Source organism: Ruegeria sp. SAZA006, assembly GCF_059613465.1.
Map to the genome: position 1 here is coordinate 39,616 of NZ_JBXWSO010000010.1, position 20,861 is coordinate 60,476.

Below are 20,861 nucleotides of genomic sequence, written 5' to 3' on the forward strand. Positions count from 1 at the left end.
ACCGACAGGTCTATGAGCAAAGAACTGAAAAGAATTTTGAATCATGTACAGTTGTTTACAGGTGGAGAGATGAAGCCAGGCTCGAATTTAGCGACCTTCGTTCCAACGAAAGCTTCTTAGATGTAAATCCATAGGTGGCTTATGCGTGTGTATAATTGCCTCTTCTCAAGAGTCGGCAGGAGGAGTGATCAAACCCGGGGACGTCCGTTCTGTGCTCATCACGCCCATTCGAACCAGCTGCAGCATCGGTAGATTTGGGCTCCAAGCCGACCTCGGATGCGACGCAGCATCCTGTGATATGGTGGCATCGTCAACGTCAGGTTGTCGTTGTGGGAGGGTGTGGCGGATCGGAGGATCAGTCATGCAAACACCAAACCTACCAGCCATTCGCGCACTCCGTCCCGCTTGGAACAAGGGGCGGATCGTCGGGCAGAAACGGCCATTGAAACCAAAACACGTTTGGGCAATCCGTGTTCGACTTGAACTGGCCGAGAACCATCGAGACCTCGCGCTGTTCAATATGGCCATCGACAGCAAGCTGCGCGGCTGCGACCTTGTGAAGATGAAAGTCGTCGACGTCATGGCGTCTGGTCAGATCAAGGAACGGGCATCGGTTCTGCAAAGCAAGACACAGAAACCTGTGCGTTTTGAGATATCCGAGGGCACACGCGCCTCGGTAGAAAAGTGGATGGAAGATGAGCTCATGGTTAGCTCGGAGTACCTATGGCCGGGGCGGTTCCATGAACGTCTGCACATCTCGACACGCCAGTACGCCCGGATCGTCCGCGATTGGGTCACGTCGATTGGTCTGGAGGCCAGCGCATACGGAACGCATTCGATGCGGAGGACAAAAGTCACACAAATCTACATGAAGACCGGCAATCTGAGGGCGGTCCAGCTGCTACTTGGGCACACCAAAATGGACAGCACCGTCAGGTATCTCGGCGTTGAACTGGAAGATGCCCTTGCGATTGCAGAGGCCATTGAAATCTAACAACTTGGGCCGTCTTCGCGGACGGCCCCAAACGGACCTTGATCCAGCAGCATTTCGCTGCGTTGCAGTTTCGCCGAAGCGGTCGTTCCAAAATGGATGAAACCGCATCAAATGGTTGCTGTAACTTAGGTCATCCGATGCAACCGAGTTGTTAAAACACTAAATGCCTCCCTCAAGAAATGCATCGCGTAAGCGGCCAGTGGCTTTTTACCCCTGTTTCAACGAGCCTCGATCACTCGTTGAAACAGAGGCTATATATGAACTTCAACTGTCTTCCCGGGATTCATGATATTCTTCGGATCGACGGCCCGTTTCAACGTTGCCATGAGCGCATAGGCGGCGCCGTGCTCTTCCTCCATGTAACGCTTCTTGCCAGTGCCCACGCCATGCTCACCAGTGACGGTCCCGCCAAAAGAAAGAGCGAGCCTATTGACCTCCGAGGCCAGTGACTTGGCCCGCGTCAGTTCGTCGGGGTCGTTCGGGTCAATCAGAATCATGAGGTGGAAGTTGCCATCGCCGACGTGACCGACAATTGGGGCGATCATGCCGGAGGTCTCCACCATGTCCTTTGACCGCGAGATGCATTCGGCCAGCGCCGAGATCGGAACACAGCAATCGGTAATTAGACCTTCGCAGCCTTTGCGTAGCGATTTCCCGGCGTAATAGGCGTTGTGCCGCGCGGTCCACAGCCGATTGCGATCTTCGGCCTTGGTGGCCCACTGAAAGCCCGACACGCCGAACTCCTCGCCGACGCTTTCGAACATCTCGACCTGCTCTTTCACGCCGGCGTCAGACCCATGAAATTCCAGAAACAGGTGCGGTTTTTCGGGCAGGCTCAGATCGGGGTTGAAGATGTTCATGCCTTTCATCTGAACCTCGTCCAATAATTCGATCCGCGCCATCGGTATGCCCATCTGAATGGCCATGATCACCGCGTTCACGGCGTCGTCGACGGTCTCGAAGGAACAGGTCGCGGCCAGGATGGTGTCGGGCTGGCCGAACAGCCGCACCGTCAACCTGGTGATGATGCCGAGCGTGCCTTCTGAACCAACGAAGAGGTGTGTCAGGTCATAACCGGCCGAGGATTTTCGCGCGCGGGAACCGGTTTCGATGATAGTGCCATCGGGTAGTACGACTTCGAGCGCCAGAACGTTTTCGCGCATGGTGCCGTAGCGCACGGTATTGGTCCCCGAAGCTCGGGTGGCAGCCATTCCTCCCAATGTCGCATCCGCGCCGGGATCGACCATGAACATCAGGCCCGTTGCACGCAGCTCATCGTTGAGTTGCGTTCGCGAGACGCCAGGCTGCACGACGGCGTCCAGATCGCTGTCATGAATTTCGAGGATCCTGTTCATGCGGCTGGTGTCCACACTGATCCCGCCGTAAATCGGGATCACGTGGCCTTCGAGCGACGTGCCGATGCCGAAAGGGACAACCGGAACCGCGTGGCGCGAACAGATCTTCATGATCGCGGAGACTTCTTCGGTGGTTTCAGGAAAAGCGACCGCATCCGGCAAGGCGGGCTCTGAATAGGCCTCGTCCCGGCCATGTATTTCCCGGATGGACTCACCGGTTGAGAGGCGCTCGCCCAACAGGTTTTTCAGGTCGGAGATGGCTTGAGCGGTCGGCTCCGTGGTCATGGAAGGTCTCTTTGAAAAATTGTCTAATGGTGTGGTTCCGGCTTGTCTGACTTGGGCCAATCTCAGTCCAGTTGCGTGTCGGCGGTGTCGATCTGATCATCGCCGGCCCAACGGGCGGCGAGGTGCAAGAGTATGATGATCATGGCAATCGGCACCGACATGGAGATCCAGACCATCGGAATGCCAAGCGTGTCGGCGGTCAAGCCGGATTGGCGGGCCAGGTAGCCCTTGGCAAAGCCACCTCGCAAGCCAATGAAGCAGAAATAAACAACAGGCAGAACGAAGATCAGAACCGCCGCGCTTTGAACCGCTTCAGCAAGATGGCCCAGCAGGTGAGGCCGCTCAGGCGCGACGCTTTGCATCAGCACCGCGTCCGCGCGCGTCTTGAATGACAGGGTCGCCCCCAGCAATCCGGTCCAGACCATGGCATACCGTGCCACGTCTTCGGTCCAGACGGGGGGCGCGGAAAACACGTAGCGGGCGATGATTTGCAACACCACGGTCAGGAACATCAGGCAGACGGCGAAGACGGCGGCGCCACGCGCGACGCGGTGAACGCTGTTGCTGGCTGTGATGATGGCATTGCGCATGCGTCGTCTCCTGCCGAAGGAGCCGGGCCTCGGATAAGGCCCGGCGGTTGCGCGTCAGCGGTTGGCGTCGGACAGTTCGGTCCAGGTTGCCACGTCTTCCGAAGGCATCAGGCCAGAGTCGTATACCGGCTTGGAGGCTTCACGGAACACCGCGCGCTCTTCCGCAGTCAGGCGCTGTACGGTGACGCCTTTTTCCTCCAGAGCCACGAGGCCGCGCTCGGAGGCTTCCGCCAGCCACGCGCGGGCCGCTGCATCGGCGGTTTCGACGGCGCTGTCCACGGCGGCCCGGTCGGCCTCGGACAGGCCGTCATACCAGCTCTTGGAGACGAGGACAGCGCGCATCGGGATGATCACGCCGGCATCCGAGAAGTTCTTGACGAAGTCGGTCTGCCCGAACATCACCGGCACGAAGGGCGAGTTCAGATAGCCGTCGATCACGCCGGTTTGCAGGCCGGACGGCACTTCGCCCCACGGCACGATGGTGCCGCTGGAGCCCCAGGCCTGGTACATGGCGATCTGCGCATCGTCGAGCGCACGCATCCGCAGGTCCGACATGTCGGCGGGCGACCGAACGACCGCATCGGTGGTGATGATGCCCGACAGCGGTCCGAGCGGGGCCAGCGCTAGCACGACGACATCCTGATCGGCCAGCTTTTCGTTGACGCGGTCAAAGACCTTGCCCGCTTCCAGCACGCGGTCCATGTGGTCGACATCGTCGAAGATATAAGGCAGGCGCACGCCATAGATGAACGGATCGACCTGGGCGATAGCGCGCACATCCGACAGCGACACTTCGAGCAGTCCGGTCGACACCTGGTCGAACTTCTCGGCTTCGTTGCCGACTGCGCCACGCGGCATTTCGCGGACTTCCATCCCGGCTTCGGTCAGGGCCGCTCCGAAGGCATGTGCCCAGTTGTAGGATCCGCTGGTCTCCAGGTCCGGCGCGCTGTCCAGTGCAATCTTGACTTCCGCGCTGACCGCGCCGGACATCGCCAGCAATGCCGCCAGTGAGAGTGCCTTGAGTTTCATGATAGTCTCCTCCTTGAGTATTCTAGTTGACTGAAAAGCCGAACAAGCCGGGCAATGCGAGCGATAGGGCGGGCCAATAGACAAGCGCCATCAGCAGCAGAACCTGAACGACGATGAACGGCAGAGAGGCGTAGGCCAGCCGCCAGTAGTTGAGGTTTGTCAGCGCCGAGACGACCACGAGGCACTTGCCCAGCGGCGGCGTGATCAGGCCGACACACAGGTTGAAGCACAGCACGATGCCAAGCTGGATCGGGCTAATGCCCTGTTCCAGCGCTTGCGGCGCGAAGAGCGGAATGAGCAGCGTCAGGGCCACGGGCGTGTCCATGAACATGCCCGCAATCAGGAAAATCGCGACGAGGAAGAACAGGTATTTCGTGCCAGTCAGCCCAAAGGACCCAACCCAATCCGCCAGAGCGCTCGACCATCCGAGTTGCCCGGCCAGGTAACCAAGCACCGAAATCGCGGCCAGGATGATGAAGATCGTGCCGGTCATCTTGGCCGTCGCCTCGACCGCGTCGAATATCATGCGCAGGGTCAGCCCCTTGTAGAACTGGCCCGCCATCAGCGCGACCAGCACCGCGATGGCCGAGCCTTCAGTCGGCGTTGCCAGCCCGAAGACCAGCGATCCGAGGATCACAACCGGCAGACACAAGGCTGGCGCTGCGTTCAACAGGCTGGGTAGGAATGGCGGCAGGTCGTCCGACTTTCCACCGGGATGTCCCTTCATCGCGGCGATACCGGCATTCAGCGCCATCAAGGACGCGGCCAGAAGCAACCCTGGAACCACGCCTGCGATGAACAGCGCGGCCACCGATGCGCCGGTCAGACCGCCGTATATGATCATGATTATCGAAGGCGGAATGATCGGCCCGATCATCGAAGAAGCCGCGGTGATGGCTCCGGCGTAGTAGGGATCATAGCCGCGGGCCTTCATCTCGGGCACGAAGGTGCGAGATAGGGCGGCGCTGTCCGCGATGGCCGAACCTGAAATGCCGGCAAAGAACACGCTGGTCAGGATGTTGACATGCCCCAGCCCGCCACGAAAGCGGCCGACGATGGACATGGCGAAATCGATCAGGCTGCGCGTGACCCCCGCGCGGCCCATGATCTCGGCGGTTAGGATGAACAGCGGCATTGCCATGAAGGCAAAGACATCGAGCTGGGCAAAGATGCGCTGCGGCAGGATCGACAGGAACTGGCTCTTGTCGAGGGCCACGAAGGTCAGCACCGAAACGGCCCCCATCAGATAGGCAAAGGCTGTTCCGCTGATCAGCAGTATGATGAAGACGATCGGGATCAGATACATGGTGCTACACGGCCGTCCGCATGGCAGCCGTCTCGGACTGACCAGCGCCGTTCAGGATCGGCGGATGGGTCACGATAGAACGCAGGTCGGTGTCAGACGGCGCAAGCCCCGACATATCGGGGCATGGTCGCTCCGTTTCCGGGTCTGCCGCGAAAAAGGCCTCGACCGCCTTGGCCGCAGCCAGAACAGCCTCATCCTTCCGGACCGGCCCCAACATCTGCAGCCCGAACGGCATGCCGTAGGGATCACGGCCGCAAGGTAGCGTGATCGACGGGCCGCCCATAAGCGAGCCGCGATAGTTCAGCGCCAGCCAGCGGTAGTATATATCCATGCTTTGGCCGTCGATTTCAGTGGCGTGCCCTTGGGTCCAGGGAAACGGAGAAACCGGCGAGGTGGGAAGCAGGATCACGTCGACATCCCGCATCACCTCGTTAAACCGACGCAGGATGCGGGTCTGTTCGGCATGGGCCCATGCCCGGTCGGACAGCGACATGGACAGCCCCAGTTCGACATTGGCGGCGATATCGGGACCGAAGGCGTCCGGGTCGGATTTGATAACCTCGCCAAAGGCCGAGACGAAACTCTCGGCGCGCAATATGTCGAAGCACCGGTCCATGTCTCCAAGCGCCAGATCAGCCGCGCGGCAGTCCCGAACATGCGGCGCGATCTTCTCGACACGCGCGCGGAACGTCGCCCGAATGGCGGGGTCCACCGGCGCCCCGCCGAAATCCTCACTAAAACCCACGCGCAAGTTTGAGAGGTCGACCGCCGGCAGCGTCGCAAAACGGTCCGGCGCGGCCGGTGAAGACAGCGGATCGTCGGCGTCAAACCCTTGGCAGACTTGCAACATCAGAACCAGATCATCCATCGTGCGCGCCATCGGACCCAGCACCGAAATGCCCGACCATCCCAAAGGCCGCGTCGGATGGGAGATGACGTCGACGGACGGCCGATAGCCTACGATACCGCAGAGTGCCGCCGGCAATCTGAGAGACCCGCCCGTGTCCGACCCGGTGCAGAGGGGCAGAAGATCTGCCGCCAACGCCGCCGCCGATCCGCCAGAAGACCCGCCAGCGATCAGGTTGGCGTCGAACGGATTGCCTGTCGCGCCCCAGACCGGGTTGCGGCTGTGGCCGCCGGCGCCGCATTCCGGAACATTGGTCTTGGCCAGAATGATCGCGCCCGCGGCGCGCAGCCGCGCTACCATGGGCATATCCACCTGTGGACAGTTGGCCCGCATCCGAGGGCTACCATGGGTGGTCAGCAACCCCTTGGTGTCCTGAAGATCCTTCACACCCACCGGCAAGCCGTCCAGCGGCCCCTTGGGCGCTCCGGCCCGCCATCTGCCTGTTGCCTGGACCGCTTCGCCGACCGCGCGTTCGGCATCGATCGCGGTGAGGGCGTTGATCTTGGGATTGACCTGCGAGATCCGCTCGAGGCAGGCCGCCAGATACTCGCTCGGGGTCAGCCTGTGGTCCGCAAAGCGCTGCAACACCTCGCGTGCAGACAGGGCCATCATTGTGTCCCCTCTCATGCGCCTACACGGACCGACTCTAGCCAGATCGAACCTGCCATCGCCTTCCCTCCCCAGAAACGATTTCAGTTAAGATAAAGCGGGTCGTTCCCGAAGGATATTGAAAGTTCCGTCAGTAACCTTAACCAAAAGGAATGGTTTTCAGGTCTTCCGTCGCCTTCTCCAGACACTTCAAGAAGAACGTCAGGGTCGGATTCGTGTCGACCTGTTCGCTGCGCCAGAAGCAGCGCGCTTCGGACAGGAGACCGCGGGTGTCCAATGGAAGCGAAACGATGTCGCCGCGCGCTGCATGGGCCTGAGCTAGGCGTTGCGGCATGAGACCCAGTGCGGGGATCGCCTCCAGCAGGGCGAGGTTCAACGTCAGCGATAGGGAGGCAATCGTGTTGGCCGGTGGGGTCAGCCCGTACCCGGCAAAAAGCGCATCAATCGCGCGCCGTGCAACCGAGTTTGCCTGAGGCAGAATCCACGGAAAATCCACGACATCGCCCCAGTCCAGTTCAGCCAGTTTTGCCAGCTTGTGATTGCGCCCGGCCACGACGACCACCGGCTCCGCAAACAGGCCGAGCTGCGCGATACCGGGCAGTTCCTGGGGCTGCCAAATCCGGGCAATGAGAACATCCAGCTCACCGGTCTCCAACTCGGGCAGAAGTTCGACGAAATGGCCTTCCTTTACCGAGATGCTGGCCTGCGGCGTACTGCCTTTGAACAGCGCAATTGCGCCGGGCAAAAGGGTGGGAGCAACCGAGCTGACAACCCCCACCGAGACCGATCCGGAAACTCCGCTCGCCATGGCCTCGATGTCAAAGGCAGCCCGGTCCAGCTGATTGAGCGCCTGCCTCGCGTATTCTGCGAGCCTTTGCCCGATCGGCGTCAGAAACAGCCGGTTCCGCTCGCGCTTCACGATGGGAGCGCCGACAATCCTTTCCAGTTCCGCAATCTGCTTGGACACGGCGGGCTGTGAGACATTAAGCGCTTCGGACACCCGTGCGACCAATTTCAGCTCTGACAAGGCGGCAATCACCCGCAAATGGCGAATTGTGATCGCCTTCTGGAACGCAAGGCTTGGAATGGTCAATACTCCCGGAGCTCTTTGGGTCGACACTACCATCATGTTTTGCTTGAATGAATACTGGTCGAGCAGCGGCTCAGCAGGGATGACTGGAGAGAACGGAAACCAGTGGGCGGAAGAGCATGCCTTGGATAGGACGCCGCTCCCACACAAGATTTTCAGCAAAGCTAGCTTGCTTTCGGCCGGGCGAGGGCGATGTCCGCTCCCCACAGAGCACTCTTGTGATCCCGCTTCTGCCGCAAATCGCTGCTTTCCACCCGTCGTGTCGATCTGGCCAGCGCCTGAGTGACGACTGGCTAAATGTCCGCTCCCAGCTTTCTCGCATCTTCATATCGCGCCTGCCGCGAAGGTCCGGAAGCCGCCCTTGATTGTCGTTTGTTCAGCTTGCAGCGTCGGCAAATCTGGCTTTTCTACCGTAATCTGGAGGCCTTTGTCGAATGGCTCCTTATTGTCGGTCTGCGCACATCTCTGGCCTGTTTTCATCGGTTTCTACACCGTGCCACAAGGACAGCAGGGGGCATTTCGCATCTGTTGTGGCTCGAATACGAGCGTCTCCATCGCAGCAAGCGCCTGTCGCCGGTGACGCTTGCTCCACCGACGCCGGTCAAACCGCTGCCAAATGCTAATGTGGCGACGGAAATCGAACGTTGAGGAAGTTTGAGCAGTTCTAGCGCTCATCGCTCTATTCGCTCTTCGCCAACCAAGCCTCCGCTACATCGTTCGATACTCGACTAGGAGAGGTTTGTGCCGAGCGAAACATCCACCGCATGACTAAGCAAGACAACAAGCCATTGGATGCGACAGAGTGCGGGAAACCGTCTTGCCAATGACACTGAGCTCCGCGACCGCACATCAGAAAAACGAACAACTGCGCCAATCCAAAGTCATTCACTGCAAGGTCGAACCTTTTGCGCTGGGTTGCTGTATCAAGGTTTACATTTTCGACGAAAAAACCGGATTCTCGGGCAAATCTGTCAACTTAGGGTAAACTTAATGTAAACCTTTTGGCTAAAAATCCGGCTTAGGAAGCAAAAAAGGTTTACTACTGAGAGCGCTAGGCAGAGGCGATGTAAACCTTTGTCAACCTTGCGCAACCCGGCCGGGGCTTCCAAGACGGATTGAGGAGGCAGCCCAGACAATGATGGCTTGAACTGCCCCGGCGCTCACGGCGTTATTTCGGTCTGCGAGAACAGACGCGTCTCAACAGCTGGACCCGATGCAATGTGGGTTCCGGGTCGCTGTGATTGCTCAAATCACGCAGGAAGCGTAACCAAGCCTGCTCGTTGGACGTCAATGCTTCGTTGTGCATGCTCTCGTCTCTCATTTTCCAAAGATCGACTTGATCGCGGCCTGTGACCGGCTGGTCAGCCGGGGATCGGAATTGTCGGAGGCCTCACGAACCGCTTTCAGCCAGGATCGCTCGTTCTCGGTCACCGGATCTCCGAAAATCTCGACAACGGACGCAGCAGCGGTTTCTCCAATAGCCTGCTCCAATGAAAGACGCATCAAGTGGGCAGGATCGCACTCCAAAGCCTTGGCGAGAGCAGGCACGCGATCAAGCGCAACCTTTGAACTGCCCTGTTTGATCATCGTGATCATGTTGGCGTTGGAATAACCTGCCTGTGATGCAATATCGGCCTGGCTCTTGGTCGGTTTGAGTTCAAGCACCCGGCGTTCAACGAACTTTGCCAGACGCGAGCTATCATACGGTTTCTTGCGCATCGCTTTCCTTCCTGAAGTAACGCAGCGCTTACTGCATGTCTTCTCTATAGCGACGGCGACCTTGGGACTGCGCCGAGGGAAAACTGGAAAACAGAGGCAGTGATCATCCAACCGACTAGCAGCTCGGAAAACGAACCGATTGATTACGATGGAAAAACCTCCGTCTCTTTGACGGTTCCGTAGACAAAACTGGTATCGATCGAAGCAATCCCGCCAATTGGATGGATCCGGTTGCGGATAAAGCTTTCATAGGCTTCGAGATCAGACACCAAGACCCTCAACTGATAGTCCATTGCTCCAGTTAGAACATGACATTCGAGCACTTCGTCGATCAACCGAACCTGTTTCTCGAATTTCTGCACATCTGTTTCATTGTGACGTTCCAAACGAATGCGAACGAAGACGGTGATAGGCAATCCATAGGCGGCTGCGTCAACGTTGGCGCTGTATCCCCTTATTACCCCGCTTGCCTCAAGGTTTTTGACACGGCGCAGACACGGCGATGGGGAAAGATTCACTTCATCGGCAAGATCCTGGTTTGTCATACGTCCGTATCTCTGCAGCGCTCGGATGATTTGTCTGTCCTTGGCGTCCAATTTTCCACCTCCTTAGCAGATTCTGCCAATATTTGGTCATAGGTTGGCATATTTCGCAATCTATTACCTCATGTATTGGCGCAAACTGGTTTCAACATGAACCAGGAGCTAGCCATGACCAGTTCGACAGGATTTGCCACCCGCGCCATCCACCACGCCTATGATCCGCTGGAAAATGGCGGTGCCTTGACCCCGCCACTACATCTGACTTCGACGTTTTCATTCGAAACGGCTGAAGCCGGGGGTGAGATGTTCGCGGGAGAACGTCAGGGTCATATCTACAGCCGTATTTCAAACCCTACATGCGATCTTCTGGAGCAACGCATAGCCAGCCTCGAGGGGGCGGAGGCCGGACTGGCGTTGTCCAGTGGCATGGGAGCCATCACTGCTGTGTTGTGGACGCTGTTATCGCCGGGGGATGAGATCATCGTGGACAAGACGCTCTATGGCTGCACCTTTGCCTTCATGCGGCACGGGTTGGCGAAATGGGGCGTGAAGATAACCCATGTGGACATGACCGATACGAAGAACCTCAGTGCCGCAGTTTCGGAAACGACGCGCGTGGTGTATTTCGAAACGCCAGCCAACCCCAACATGCGCCTTGTTGACATTGCCGCCTGCGCCAAAATCGCACATTCGGTCGGCGCACAAGTTGTCGTCGACAACACTTATGCCACCCCCTATCTGACGCGCCCGATCGAATTGGGGGCGGATATAGTCCTGCATTCGGCAACCAAATATCTGGGCGGTCATGGTGACGTGGTCGCTGGTCTGGTAGTCGGGTCTGCCGACCAAATCGCGGAAATTCGGCTGGTTGGGATGAAGGACATGACTGGCGCGGTCATGGCCCCTTTCAACGCGATGCTGATACTACGCGGGTTGAAAACTCTGAATCTGCGCATGGATCGACACTGCGCGTCAGCCCGGGTTGTCGCTGAATTTCTCGAGGGACATCCGGCCGTTCGAAACGTGTTTTTCCCGGGTCTGGAAAGCTTTGCCCAGCACGATCTCGCGCAGCGACAGATGTCACAGCCAGGCGCAATGATTGCATTCGAAGTCAACGGCGGCCTGTCCACCGGGATCGCCTTCATGAACAGTCTGAAAATGATTCAGCGAGCCGTTTCACTCGGCGACGCGGAAACCCTGATCCAGCACCCGGCCTCGATGACCCACTCGACCTACGCGCCCGAAGAACGAGCCGAACACGGGATCAGTGACGGGCTGATCCGCCTCTCGATCGGGCTGGAGGATGTCGAGGATATACTTGCCGATCTTGCACAGGCCCTGCCCCACCCCGCCAGCAAAGCCGCCTGACACCGGAGAGTTCCATGCCCATTGATCCGACCCAGTTGAAGATCGTCGAACAACGGCTGCTGTGGCTGTCGCATTGGATGATCCATCATGCCAACCATGTCCGACCCAAGGTCGACGGGATCAAGGTCGGTGGGCACCAGGCCTCTTCGGCGTCTTTGGTGTCCATCATGACGGCACTGTATTTTTCGGCCTTGCGGCCCGAGGACAGAATTGCCGTCAAACCACATGCATCACCCGTATTTCACGCGATGCAATATCTGATGGGGAACCAAACCCGCGAAAAGATGGAGAATTTCCGCGGTTTTGGCGGCGTGCAGAGCTATCCCAGCCGAACCAAGGATGTCGACGACGTTGATTTTTCAACCGGTTCGGTTGGGCTTGGCGTTGCAACCACCTCGTTCGCCTCGATCATTCAGGACTACATAAAAGCCAAGACTTGGGGCGCTGACGCCCCCATAGGGCGGATGGTTGCCTTAGTGGGCGATGCCGAGCTCGACGAGGGGAATGTCTACGAGGCATTGCAGGAAGGTTGGAAGAACGACCTGCGCAACACTTGGTGGATCATAGACTACAATCGCCAGTCGCTGGACGGGATCGTGCGCGAAGGGTTGTTCGAGCGTATCGAGAAGATCTTCGATGCCTTCGGGTGGGATGTCATCCGCATAAAATACGGGGTGCTGCAGCGCGCGGCTTTTGCTGAACCCGGCGGTGACCGGTTACGGGACTGGATCGACTCTTGTCCGAACCAGGAATATTCGGCCCTGACATTTATGGGAGGTGCGGTCTGGCGACAGCGCCTTTTGGATGATCTTGGGGATCAGGGGGAGGTTTCTGCCTTGATCGCGCGGCGCAGCGACGTCGAACTGGCCGCATTGTTGGAAAATCTCGGCGGCAACTGCGTTGAGACCATGGCACATTCCTTTGCCGCAATCAACCATGACCGACCGACGTGTTTTCTGGCCTACACTGTCAAGGGTTGGGGCACCCCGATCGCAGGCCACAAGGACAATCACGGCGGATTGATGAATACCCGCCAATTCGCAGAGTGGCAGGCGCATATGGGTGTGCCAACGGGCGATGAATGGGAGCCCTTCGCCACCGTCAAGGACCCTGCCGCGTTCCGACGTTTCCTGGCCCGGGTGCCGTTCTTTGCCAAGGGGCCACGCCGATACACCGATGAAAAGCTGGATGTGCCCGCGATAGCAGTCGACACCGGTCGAGAGATTTCAACCCAGATGGCGTTCGGAAAAATTCTGGATCACCTGTCAAAAGGCGACAGCCGCCTGGCCGAGCGGATCGTCACGACCTCTCCGGATGTCACCGGCACAACAAACCTTGGCCCGTGGGTCAACCGTCGCAAGCTGTTTGCCCGGACCGAGCGGGCCGACACCTTTATCGAGCATCGGATTCCATCAACGGCCAAATGGGAATTCACCCCCGATGGACAACATATCGAACTAGGAATCGCCGAAATGAACCTGATGCTGCTGCTGGGAGCGGCAGGCTTGTCGCATTCCCTGTTCGGCAAGCGATTAATCCCCATCGGCACGGTCTATGACCCGTTCGTTTCCCGCGGTCTCGACGCGTTGAACTATGCTTGCTACCAGGATGCACGTTTCATTCTTGTAGGCACACCGTCAGGCGTGACACTAGCGCCGGAAGGCGGAGCGCACCAATCCGTTGGCACTCCGCTGATTGGAATGAGCCAGGACGGCTTGGCAGCCTTCGAACCGGCATTTGCCGATGAACTGGCGGTGATCATGGAATGGAGCTTTGATTACGTCCAGCGCGCTGGTGATGGCCAGCCTGACGAACGCACCTGGTTGAGGGACGAAACAGGGGGCTCGGTCTATTTGCGCCTGACAACGAACCCGATCGAACAGCCGGGTAGGCGCGTTGATGACAGCTTCCGGCGGGGCACCATCGACGGCGCGTATTGGTTGCGCCCGCCGGGTCCAAACTGTGAAGTCGTGATCGCTTACCAAGGCGCTGTCGCCCCGGAGGCGATCAAGGCAGCGGGAATGATCGGAGAAGGCCGCCGGGACATCGGGGTGCTGGCTGTCACCTCGGCGGACAGGTTGAATGCAGGATGGACAGCCGCACAGCGGGCGAGAATGCGTGGGAACACCGGCGCTAGATCGCACATCGAGGCCGTGCTGTCACAGCTGCCGCGCCACTGCAAGTTGGTCACCTTGATCGACGGACACCCCGCGACGCTGGCTTGGCTCGGTTCAGTCCAAGGCCACCAAACAGTTCCGATGGGCGTCGAGCACTTCGGACAGACTGGCACGATCGGTGATCTCTATCGACACCATTTCATAGATGCGAGAGCCATCGTTGAAGCAGTGAGCAACTTGACCCGAGGCAGAGACCTTGCGCCTGCCCTTCTGGATTAAACATGGGCCTTGAAGGCAAAGAAAGCCGTTTATCCAATCCTTTCGGAAGTCATGTAGACAGTGCTCTTTGGTTCATTGAACCTGAGGCACCAAGACTAAATTCATTTCATGGGCAAAACGCTTTGTAAAACAGGGCTCTCTTGACCAAAAAACAACAACTTGGCCATTGCCCCCGGTCTTCGGGAGGCAGGGGTCGGAGGTTCGAATCCTCTCACTCCGACCAATAAAACAAGGCGCTCTGTGGCGCCTTTTTTGTTGGCTGTCCGTATCTCCAAAAAAGTCCGGGGCAGCAACGTGCTGAATTAAGCGGCATCTGCGCGCAATCTGCCATCAGGATAGGCGCTTTCCGGAGAATTGAGCGTTGTGCCCCGGGGGTGGCATTGCCTCGCCCAGCCTGCCTGGTCAGTTCGATGCCATGAACCACACGTTGACCGTTGTTGTTGTCGAACAGAATCCGGACCGCGCCGATGCGATCCTCGAGGCCCTGAAAGCGGCGGGGAGCGTCGAGGCGCACGTGATCGATGGCGTGTCTGAATTGCCGCGCAAGATTGCTGTCCACAATCCCGATGTCGTTCTGATCGACATCGACAATCCATCTCGGGACATGCTTGAAGAACTGACAACCGCCTCTGGCCCGATGGAGCGGCCGGTTGCCATGTTCGTATCCGGCGCTGCAGGCGGCCTGTCCAAAGCTGCGGTCGAAGCAGGTGTCTCGGCCTATGTCGTCGACGGTCTGCATCCCGAAAGGGTCAAGCCCATCATCGACACCGCCATCGCCCGTTTCCAAGTACTGCGCCAAATGCGGACCGAGTTGGCCGAAACCAGACGCGCATTGGAAGAGCGCAAGGTGATCGACCGCGCGAAAGGGCTGTTGATGAAAGCAAAGGGCATTCAGGAAGATGAAGCTTATGCCCTGCTGCGCAAGACCGCCATGAATCAGAATCGTCGGGTGGCCGATGTGGCCGAGGCTTTGGTGACCGCTTCGGGGCTGCTGTCATGAGGGCGGTCTCGCTCCGAGCGGCCTATATGCCGTTGGTCGATGCAGCCCCCCTGATCGTGGCGCACGAGATGGGATATGATCAGGCCGAAGGCATCTCTTTGGACCTGCGCCCTGCCCCGTCCTGGTCCTCGTTGCGGGACATGCTGGCCTTCGGACATGTTGATGCGGCGCATCTGCTGTCCCCTGTCCCGGTGGCCATGGCGCTGGGGCTTGGGGGGATCGTCACACCCCTTGCGGCCGTAACGGTCTTGTCGGTCAATGGAAACGTGATCGGCGTCGGCCGCCAACTGGAGGCGCGGCTACGCGAAAACGGTTATGCCTTCGATTTCAGCGACGCTTCTGCGGCCGGAGCGGCCTTGGCAAAGGCGGCCGGTGGAACGCTGACCTTCGGGGTTCCGTTTCCGTTTTCCATGCATGTGGAACTGCTGCGATATTGGGTCAGCGGCACGGAACTCGCCTCGACCCAGGTTGAGATCCGCACCGTTCCCCCACCGCTGATGGCCCAGGCCCTGGCCGCCGGTGAGATTGATGCTTTCTGCGTGGGTGAGCCCTGGGGGTCGTTTTCCGTCGATGACCGGGTGGGTGCGCTCCTGCTGCCGGGAAACGCGATCTGGTCCTGTGCCCCTGAAAAGGTCCTGGCCGTGCGAACGGAATGGGCCCAGACCGAACCGCACCTGACGGGCGCGCTGCTGCGGACGATCTGGCGGGCGGGCCGGTGGCTTTCAAATCCCGAAAGCCTGACTACGGCGTCGGAGATGCTGGCGCAGAGGCTCTATCTGGATGTTCCGGCGGACCTGGTCGACCGGGCATTGACCGGTCAATTTGCGATTTCAGCGCGCGGTGACCAGCGTCAGGTCGACCGTTTTGTCACTTTTCATGAAGGCGCGACGGGCTTTCCGTGGCGCAGTCAGGCCAAATGGATCGCGCATCACATGGCGCGAAGATATGGTCTTGATCCGTCAGATGCCGAGCGTACGGCGGCCGATGTGTTCCAAAGTGACCTTTATCGGCGCGAGTTGCAGGGAATCGGTGTTGTCATGCCCACCGAATCTGAAAAGCCCGAGGGTGCCGGCAACGACCCGACGCTAGTGTCCGGCCCGGGTGGAAAGTTGATGTTGCCGCGAAACGTCTTTTTCGACAGTCGGATTTTTGAGCCTTCCCAGTAAGTGCGCCTAATTTTTTTGCACTGCAGCGTCAAATTATGCTGCGTCGCAGAATTTTCACCCGATGGCCGTCAATTTCGGATGACTCATCTGCTCGCCGATGCCTTTATCAAGACAACGGCAGGCAACGTCGCCCACCGTAGGAATTCGCCCGATGTCTTGGGCAAAACTTCTGAGCAAAGCCGCTCGACCAACCGCCTTCTCCTTCCGGCGGTGTGTGTCGGCGGCTTTTTTTTGGCCCGAACGTTGCTCGGGTCGCCACCCAGCCCGGTTTGGGCCGGACCGAAAGGAACAAAGATGAAAAAACTCATTCTGAGTCTTGTTGCGACGACAGCCCTTGTTGCGCCGGCCACCGCAGAAATGCTGGAGCTGGAAAAGGACGAGCTGACCTTCGGCTTCATCAAGCTGACCGACATGGCGCCGCTGGCCGTGGCCTATGAGCAGGGGTATTTCCTGGACGAAGGCCTGTTCGTGACGCTCGAGGCGCAGGCCAACTGGAAGGTTCTGCTGGACGGCGTGATCGGCGGCCAGCTGGACGGTGCGCATATGCTGGCCGGTCAACCGCTGGCGGCGACCATTGGTTATGGAACCGAGGCGCATATCATCACGCCCTTCTCGATGGACCTGAACGGCAACGGTATCACGGTATCGAACGAGGTCTGGGCGGAGATGAAACCCAACATCCCGGTGATGGACGACGGCCGCCCGCACCACCCGATCAGCGCCGAGGCGCTGGCTCCGGTGGTCGAGAAGTACAGGGCCGAGGGCAAACCCTTCAACATGGGGATGGTGTTCCCGGTTTCGACCCACAATTACGAACTGCGCTACTGGCTGGCCGCCGGGGGTCTGAACCCGGGCTATTACAGCCCCGAAAACGTGACCGGCCAGATCGGCGCGGACGTGTTCCTGTCGGTCACCCCGCCGCCGCAGATGCCGGCCACGCTCGAGGCTGGCACGATCCATGGCTATTGCGTGGGCGAGCCGTGGAACCAGCAGGCGGTGTTCAAGGGCATCGGCGTTCCGGTCATCACCGACTACGAGCTGTGGAAGAACAATCCTGAAAAGGTATTCGGCATCACCGCCGAATTCGCCGAGGAATACCCGAACACCACCTTGGCCGTAACCAAGGCGCTGATCCGTGCGGCGATGTGGCTGGACGAGAACGACAATGCCAACCGTCCCGAGGCGGTCGAGATCCTCAGCCGCCCGGAATATGTCGGGGCCGATTACGAGGTGATCGCCAACTCGATGACCGGCACGTTCGAATACGAAAAGGGCGACAAGCGCGAGGTGCCCGATTTCAACGTGTTCTTCCGCTACAACGCGACCTATCCGTTCTATTCCGACGCGGTCTGGTACCTGACCCAGATGCGCCGCTGGGGGCAGATCCCCGAAGCCAAGGCAGACAGCTGGTATGACGAGGTCGCCAAGTCGGTCTACAAGCCCGAGATCTATCTGCAGGCCGCGCGCCTTCTGGTCGAGGAAGGCCTGGCGGACGAGGCCGACTTTCCCTGGGACAGCGACGGCTACAAGGCACCCACCCCGGCCGAGGACATCATCGACGGCATTCCCTTCGATGGCCGCGCGCCGAACGCCTATCTCGAAAGCCTACCGATCGGCCTGAAGGGCGACCAGAAGGTCGTCGGGACCGAAGTTCAAGGCTGACCCCGAACCGCCCTGCCCGGCTGCGGTCGGGCAGGGCCCCTGAAACGCCCCGCCATCGCAAGGACGCATCAGATGACAACGGTCGATCCGGAATTCAACGCAGACGCCGCACGGGACGCGCGCCGCGCCCGTCTTTTCACCCGCATCAACGCCGCCGACAAATGGTTCCAGGTGCTAGGCCTCAGCTGGGCCACCCCGGTCCTGAAGGCCGCCGCCGGCGACAATCCCCGCGCCCAGATGGCCGAGATCTGGCGGCTGCTGATCGTGCCGATCCTGTCGATCTGCGCCTTTTTGCTGCTGTGGGCGACGCTGGCGCCCAAGGTGCAGACCTCGCTTGGGGCGGTGCCCGGCCCGGCGCAGGTCTGGGAGGAAATGGTCAACCTGAATCAGGACGCTCAGGCCAAGGCCGCCAAACGCGCCAAGTTCGAGGCGATGGTCGAAAAGCGGAACCAGAAGCTGATCGAGGCCGGCCGCGCGGACGAGGTCAAGCAGGTCGCCTATACCGGCGCGCCGTCCTACTACCAACAGATCTGGACCTCGATCAAAACCGTGTTCTTCGGATTCCTGATCGCCACGGTCGTGGCGGTGCCGCTGGGCATCGCGGCGGGTCTGTCGCCCACCGCAAACGCGGCGCTGAACCCGTTGATCCAGGTGTTCAAGCCGGTCTCACCACTGGCCTGGCTGCCGATCGTGACGATGATCGTCTCGGCCGTCTATGTCACCAATGACGGCTTATTCGCGAAATCCTTCCTGATTTCGGCCATCACGGTGACGCTTTGTTCGCTGTGGCCCACGCTGATCAACACCTCGTTGGGCGTGGCCTCGATCGACAAGGATCTGGTGAACGTGTCCAAGGTTCTGAAGATGAACACCTGGACCAAGATCACCAAGCTGGTGCTGCCCTCGGCGCTGCCGCTGATCTTCACCGGTTTGCGCCTGTCGCTGGGCGTGGGCTGGATGGTCCTGATCGCGGCCGAGATGCTGGCGCAGAACCCGGGCCTGGGCAAATTCGTCTGGGACGAGTTCCAGAATGGCTCGTCCAGCTCGCTGGCCCGGATCATGGTTGCGGTTTTCACCATCGGCATCATCGGTTTCCTGCTGGACCGGGTGATGTACGCGCTGCAGTCCCTGTTTACCTTTACCAACAACCGGTGAGCGTGATGAGCATCCTCAGCTTCGAAAACGTCTCGAAATCCTTCGGCGAAGGCACCGGGCGCACCGACGTTCTGAACGGCATCGACTTGCAGGTGCAGGAGGGCGAGTTCCTGGTGATCATGGGCTTTTCCGGCACTGGCAAGACCACGCTGATCAACCTGATGGCCGGGCTGGACATGCCCAGCCGCGGGCAGGTCACCTTCAAGGGTGCGCCGATCAAGGGGCCGGGGCCGGAACGCGGCGTGATCTTTCAGAACTACTCGCTGATGCCGTGGCTGACGGTCAGCGGCAATGTCGGGCTGGCGGTCGATACGGTCTTTCCGGGCCTGCCCAAGGCCGAGAAGGCCGCGAAAGTGGCCCATTACGTCAAGATGGTCGGCCTCAGCCACGCCGCGGCGCGCCGGCCGGCCGAATTGTCGGGAGGGATGCGCCAGCGGGTCAACGTGGCGCGGGCGCTGGCCATGAACCCCGAGGTCTTGTTGCTGGACGAACCGCTGTCGGCGCTGGACGCCCTTACTCGCGCCAACCTGGCCGACGAGATCGAGCGCATCTGGGAAGCCGACCGCAAAACCTGCGTGCTGATCACCAATGACGTGGACGAGGCGATCATCCTGGCCGACCGGATCATCGCCCTGAACCCCGACGGCACGCTGGGGCAGGAGTTCCTCGTCTCGATCCCGCGCCCGCGCGACCGGGCGGCGATGAACACCGATGAAACCTTCAAGCGCCTGCGCGCCGAGGTCACCAAATACCTGATGGATGTGGGGATCGAGGCCAAGGTCGAAGGCACTCGCATCCTGCCCGAGGTCACGCCGATCCACGGCGTGCCCGCCGCCGTGACCGAGGCGCAGAAGGGCATGATCGACAGCCGGTTCCTGGATTTCTCGCAACTGCACAAGGTATATCCCACGCCCAAGGGGCCGCTGACCGTGGTCGAGGATTTCGACCTGAAGATCGACAAGGGCGAGTTCATCTCGCTGATCGGCCATTCGGGCTGTGGCAAATCCACGGTGCTGACCATGGCGGCGGGGCTGAACGAGATTTCCAAAGGCGCGATCAAGCTGGATGGCCGCCACGTCGAAGGTGCCGACCCGGAACGCGCGGTGGTGTTCCAGTCGCCCAACCTGTTCCCGTGGCTGTCCGCGAAAGAGAACGTGGCGATCGGTGTCGACAAGGTCTACCCGAACGCAAGCCAGGCCGAACGGCAGGACGTGGTGGAGTATTACTTGGAACGCGTCGGTCTGGCCGATGCGATGGACAAGCAGGCCAGCGACCTGTCGAACGGCATGAGACAGCGCGTCGGCATCGCCCGGGCCTTTGCCCTGTCGCCCAAGCTGCTGTTGCTGGATGAGCCTTTCGGGATGCTCGACAGCCTGACCCGCTGGGAGCTGCAGGAGGTTCTGATGGAAGTCTGGTCGCGCACCAAGGTCACCGCGATCTGCGTCACCCATGACGTGGACGAGGCGATCCTGCTGGCCGACCGGGTGGTGATGATGACCAATGGCCCGCAGGCCACGATCGGCAAGATCACCCGCGTCGACCTGCCCCGCCCGCGCACCCGCAAGGCGTTGCTCGAACATCCCGACTATTACGCCTACCGGCAGGAAGTGCTGGATTTCCTCGAAGAATACGAACACGGCGCCAAGCCGAAATCGCCCACCCCCAAGGCCATTGCAGCGGAGTGACCC

17 protein-coding genes are annotated in these 20,861 nt (G+C 59.8%); 9 read left to right on the forward strand and 8 right to left on the reverse strand.

The annotated features are described in order from the left end of the window. Nucleotides 1-361 precede the first annotated feature (361 nt). Nucleotides 362-994: a tyrosine-type recombinase/integrase gene (locus tag AC2FNZ_RS09835; protein WP_496840418.1), complete on the forward strand. Its 633-nt coding sequence runs from the start codon at nucleotides 362-364 to the stop codon at nucleotides 992-994. Nucleotides 995-1,245: 251 nt separating this feature from the next. Here AC2FNZ_RS09835 and AC2FNZ_RS09840 read toward each other — a convergent pair whose 3' ends face one another. The 6 genes from AC2FNZ_RS09840 to AC2FNZ_RS09865 all read right to left on the reverse strand — a co-directional run bounded on the left by AC2FNZ_RS09840 (nucleotide 1,246) and on the right by AC2FNZ_RS09865 (nucleotide 8,327). After that, nucleotides 1,246-2,634 carry an FAD-binding oxidoreductase gene (locus tag AC2FNZ_RS09840; RefSeq protein ID WP_496840419.1) on the reverse strand — a complete coding sequence of 463 codons (1,389 nt, stop codon included), beginning with the start codon at nucleotides 2,632-2,634 and terminating at the stop codon, nucleotides 1,246-1,248. A 62-nt stretch (nucleotides 2,635-2,696) separates the two neighbouring features. Further along, entirely contained in the window at nucleotides 2,697-3,224 is a 528-nt protein-coding gene (locus AC2FNZ_RS09845; RefSeq protein WP_496840420.1) for a TRAP transporter small permease, read from the reverse strand. 54 nt (nucleotides 3,225-3,278) lie between these two features. After that, the gene (locus AC2FNZ_RS09850) at nucleotides 3,279-4,253 is read right to left on the reverse strand and encodes a TRAP transporter substrate-binding protein (protein WP_496840422.1); all 975 of its coding nucleotides are present in this window, start codon (nucleotides 4,251-4,253) and stop codon (nucleotides 3,279-3,281) included. A 22-nt stretch (nucleotides 4,254-4,275) separates the two neighbouring features. Continuing rightward, nucleotides 4,276-5,559 (reverse strand): TRAP transporter large permease, encoded by a 1,284-nt coding sequence (locus AC2FNZ_RS09855; RefSeq protein WP_496840423.1) that lies wholly within the window; start codon nucleotides 5,557-5,559, stop codon nucleotides 4,276-4,278. A 4-nt stretch (nucleotides 5,560-5,563) separates the two neighbouring features. Then, entirely contained in the window at nucleotides 5,564-7,075 is a 1,512-nt protein-coding gene (locus tag AC2FNZ_RS09860) for an amidase (RefSeq protein WP_496840424.1), read from the reverse strand. A gap of 139 nt (nucleotides 7,076-7,214) precedes the next feature. Then, nucleotides 7,215-8,327, reverse strand: a complete 1,113-nt coding sequence (locus tag AC2FNZ_RS09865) for a LysR family transcriptional regulator (RefSeq protein ID WP_496840425.1) — start codon at nucleotides 8,325-8,327, stop codon at nucleotides 7,215-7,217. Between the two features lie 135 nt (nucleotides 8,328-8,462). On the opposite strand from AC2FNZ_RS09865, the gene AC2FNZ_RS09870 reads away from it, so the two are divergent. Continuing rightward, nucleotides 8,463-8,813, forward strand: a complete 351-nt coding sequence (locus AC2FNZ_RS09870; protein ID WP_496840426.1) for a hypothetical protein — start codon at nucleotides 8,463-8,465, stop codon at nucleotides 8,811-8,813. Between the two features lie 669 nt (nucleotides 8,814-9,482). Here AC2FNZ_RS09870 and AC2FNZ_RS09875 read toward each other — a convergent pair. After that, the gene (locus tag AC2FNZ_RS09875; RefSeq protein ID WP_496840428.1) at nucleotides 9,483-9,884 is read right to left on the reverse strand and encodes a helix-turn-helix domain-containing protein; all 402 of its coding nucleotides are present in this window, start codon (nucleotides 9,882-9,884) and stop codon (nucleotides 9,483-9,485) included. Nucleotides 9,885-10,027: 143 nt separating this feature from the next. Beyond that, on the reverse strand, nucleotides 10,028-10,480 hold the full coding sequence (locus tag AC2FNZ_RS09880; RefSeq protein ID WP_093963075.1) for an Lrp/AsnC family transcriptional regulator: 453 nt from the start codon (nucleotides 10,478-10,480) through the stop codon (nucleotides 10,028-10,030). Nucleotides 10,481-10,594: 114 nt separating this feature from the next. Here AC2FNZ_RS09880 and AC2FNZ_RS09885 point away from each other — a divergent pair, with 114 nt between their 5' ends. From AC2FNZ_RS09885 to AC2FNZ_RS09915, 7 genes are all read left to right on the forward strand, one after another. After that, complete coding sequence (locus AC2FNZ_RS09885; RefSeq protein ID WP_496840429.1) at nucleotides 10,595-11,794, forward strand: methionine gamma-lyase; 1,200 nt, start codon at nucleotides 10,595-10,597, stop codon at nucleotides 11,792-11,794. Nucleotides 11,795-11,808: 14 nt separating this feature from the next. Continuing rightward, nucleotides 11,809-14,190 carry a thiamine pyrophosphate-binding protein gene (locus AC2FNZ_RS09890; protein WP_496840430.1) on the forward strand — a complete coding sequence of 794 codons (2,382 nt, stop codon included), beginning with the start codon at nucleotides 11,809-11,811 and terminating at the stop codon, nucleotides 14,188-14,190. A gap of 415 nt (nucleotides 14,191-14,605) precedes the next feature. Beyond that, nucleotides 14,606-15,190, forward strand: coding sequence for an ANTAR domain-containing response regulator (locus AC2FNZ_RS09895; RefSeq protein ID WP_093963078.1), 585 nt, complete (start codon nucleotides 14,606-14,608; stop codon nucleotides 15,188-15,190). Then, nucleotides 15,187-16,356, forward strand: a complete 1,170-nt coding sequence (locus AC2FNZ_RS09900) for an ABC transporter substrate-binding protein (RefSeq protein WP_496840433.1) — start codon at nucleotides 15,187-15,189, stop codon at nucleotides 16,354-16,356. The genes AC2FNZ_RS09895 and AC2FNZ_RS09900 overlap by 4 nt, the downstream gene beginning before the upstream one ends. A 294-nt stretch (nucleotides 16,357-16,650) precedes the next feature. Continuing rightward, the gene (locus AC2FNZ_RS09905) at nucleotides 16,651-18,018 is read left to right on the forward strand and encodes a CmpA/NrtA family ABC transporter substrate-binding protein (protein WP_496840434.1); all 1,368 of its coding nucleotides are present in this window, start codon (nucleotides 16,651-16,653) and stop codon (nucleotides 18,016-18,018) included. A gap of 72 nt (nucleotides 18,019-18,090) precedes the next feature. Further along, nucleotides 18,091-19,173: an ABC transporter permease gene (locus AC2FNZ_RS09910; RefSeq protein ID WP_093963081.1), complete on the forward strand. Its 1,083-nt coding sequence runs from the start codon at nucleotides 18,091-18,093 to the stop codon at nucleotides 19,171-19,173. 5 nt (nucleotides 19,174-19,178) lie between these two features. After that, nucleotides 19,179-20,858 (forward strand): ABC transporter ATP-binding protein, encoded by a 1,680-nt coding sequence (locus AC2FNZ_RS09915; protein ID WP_496840436.1) that lies wholly within the window; start codon nucleotides 19,179-19,181, stop codon nucleotides 20,856-20,858. The last annotated feature ends 3 nt before the right edge of the window (nucleotides 20,859-20,861 follow it).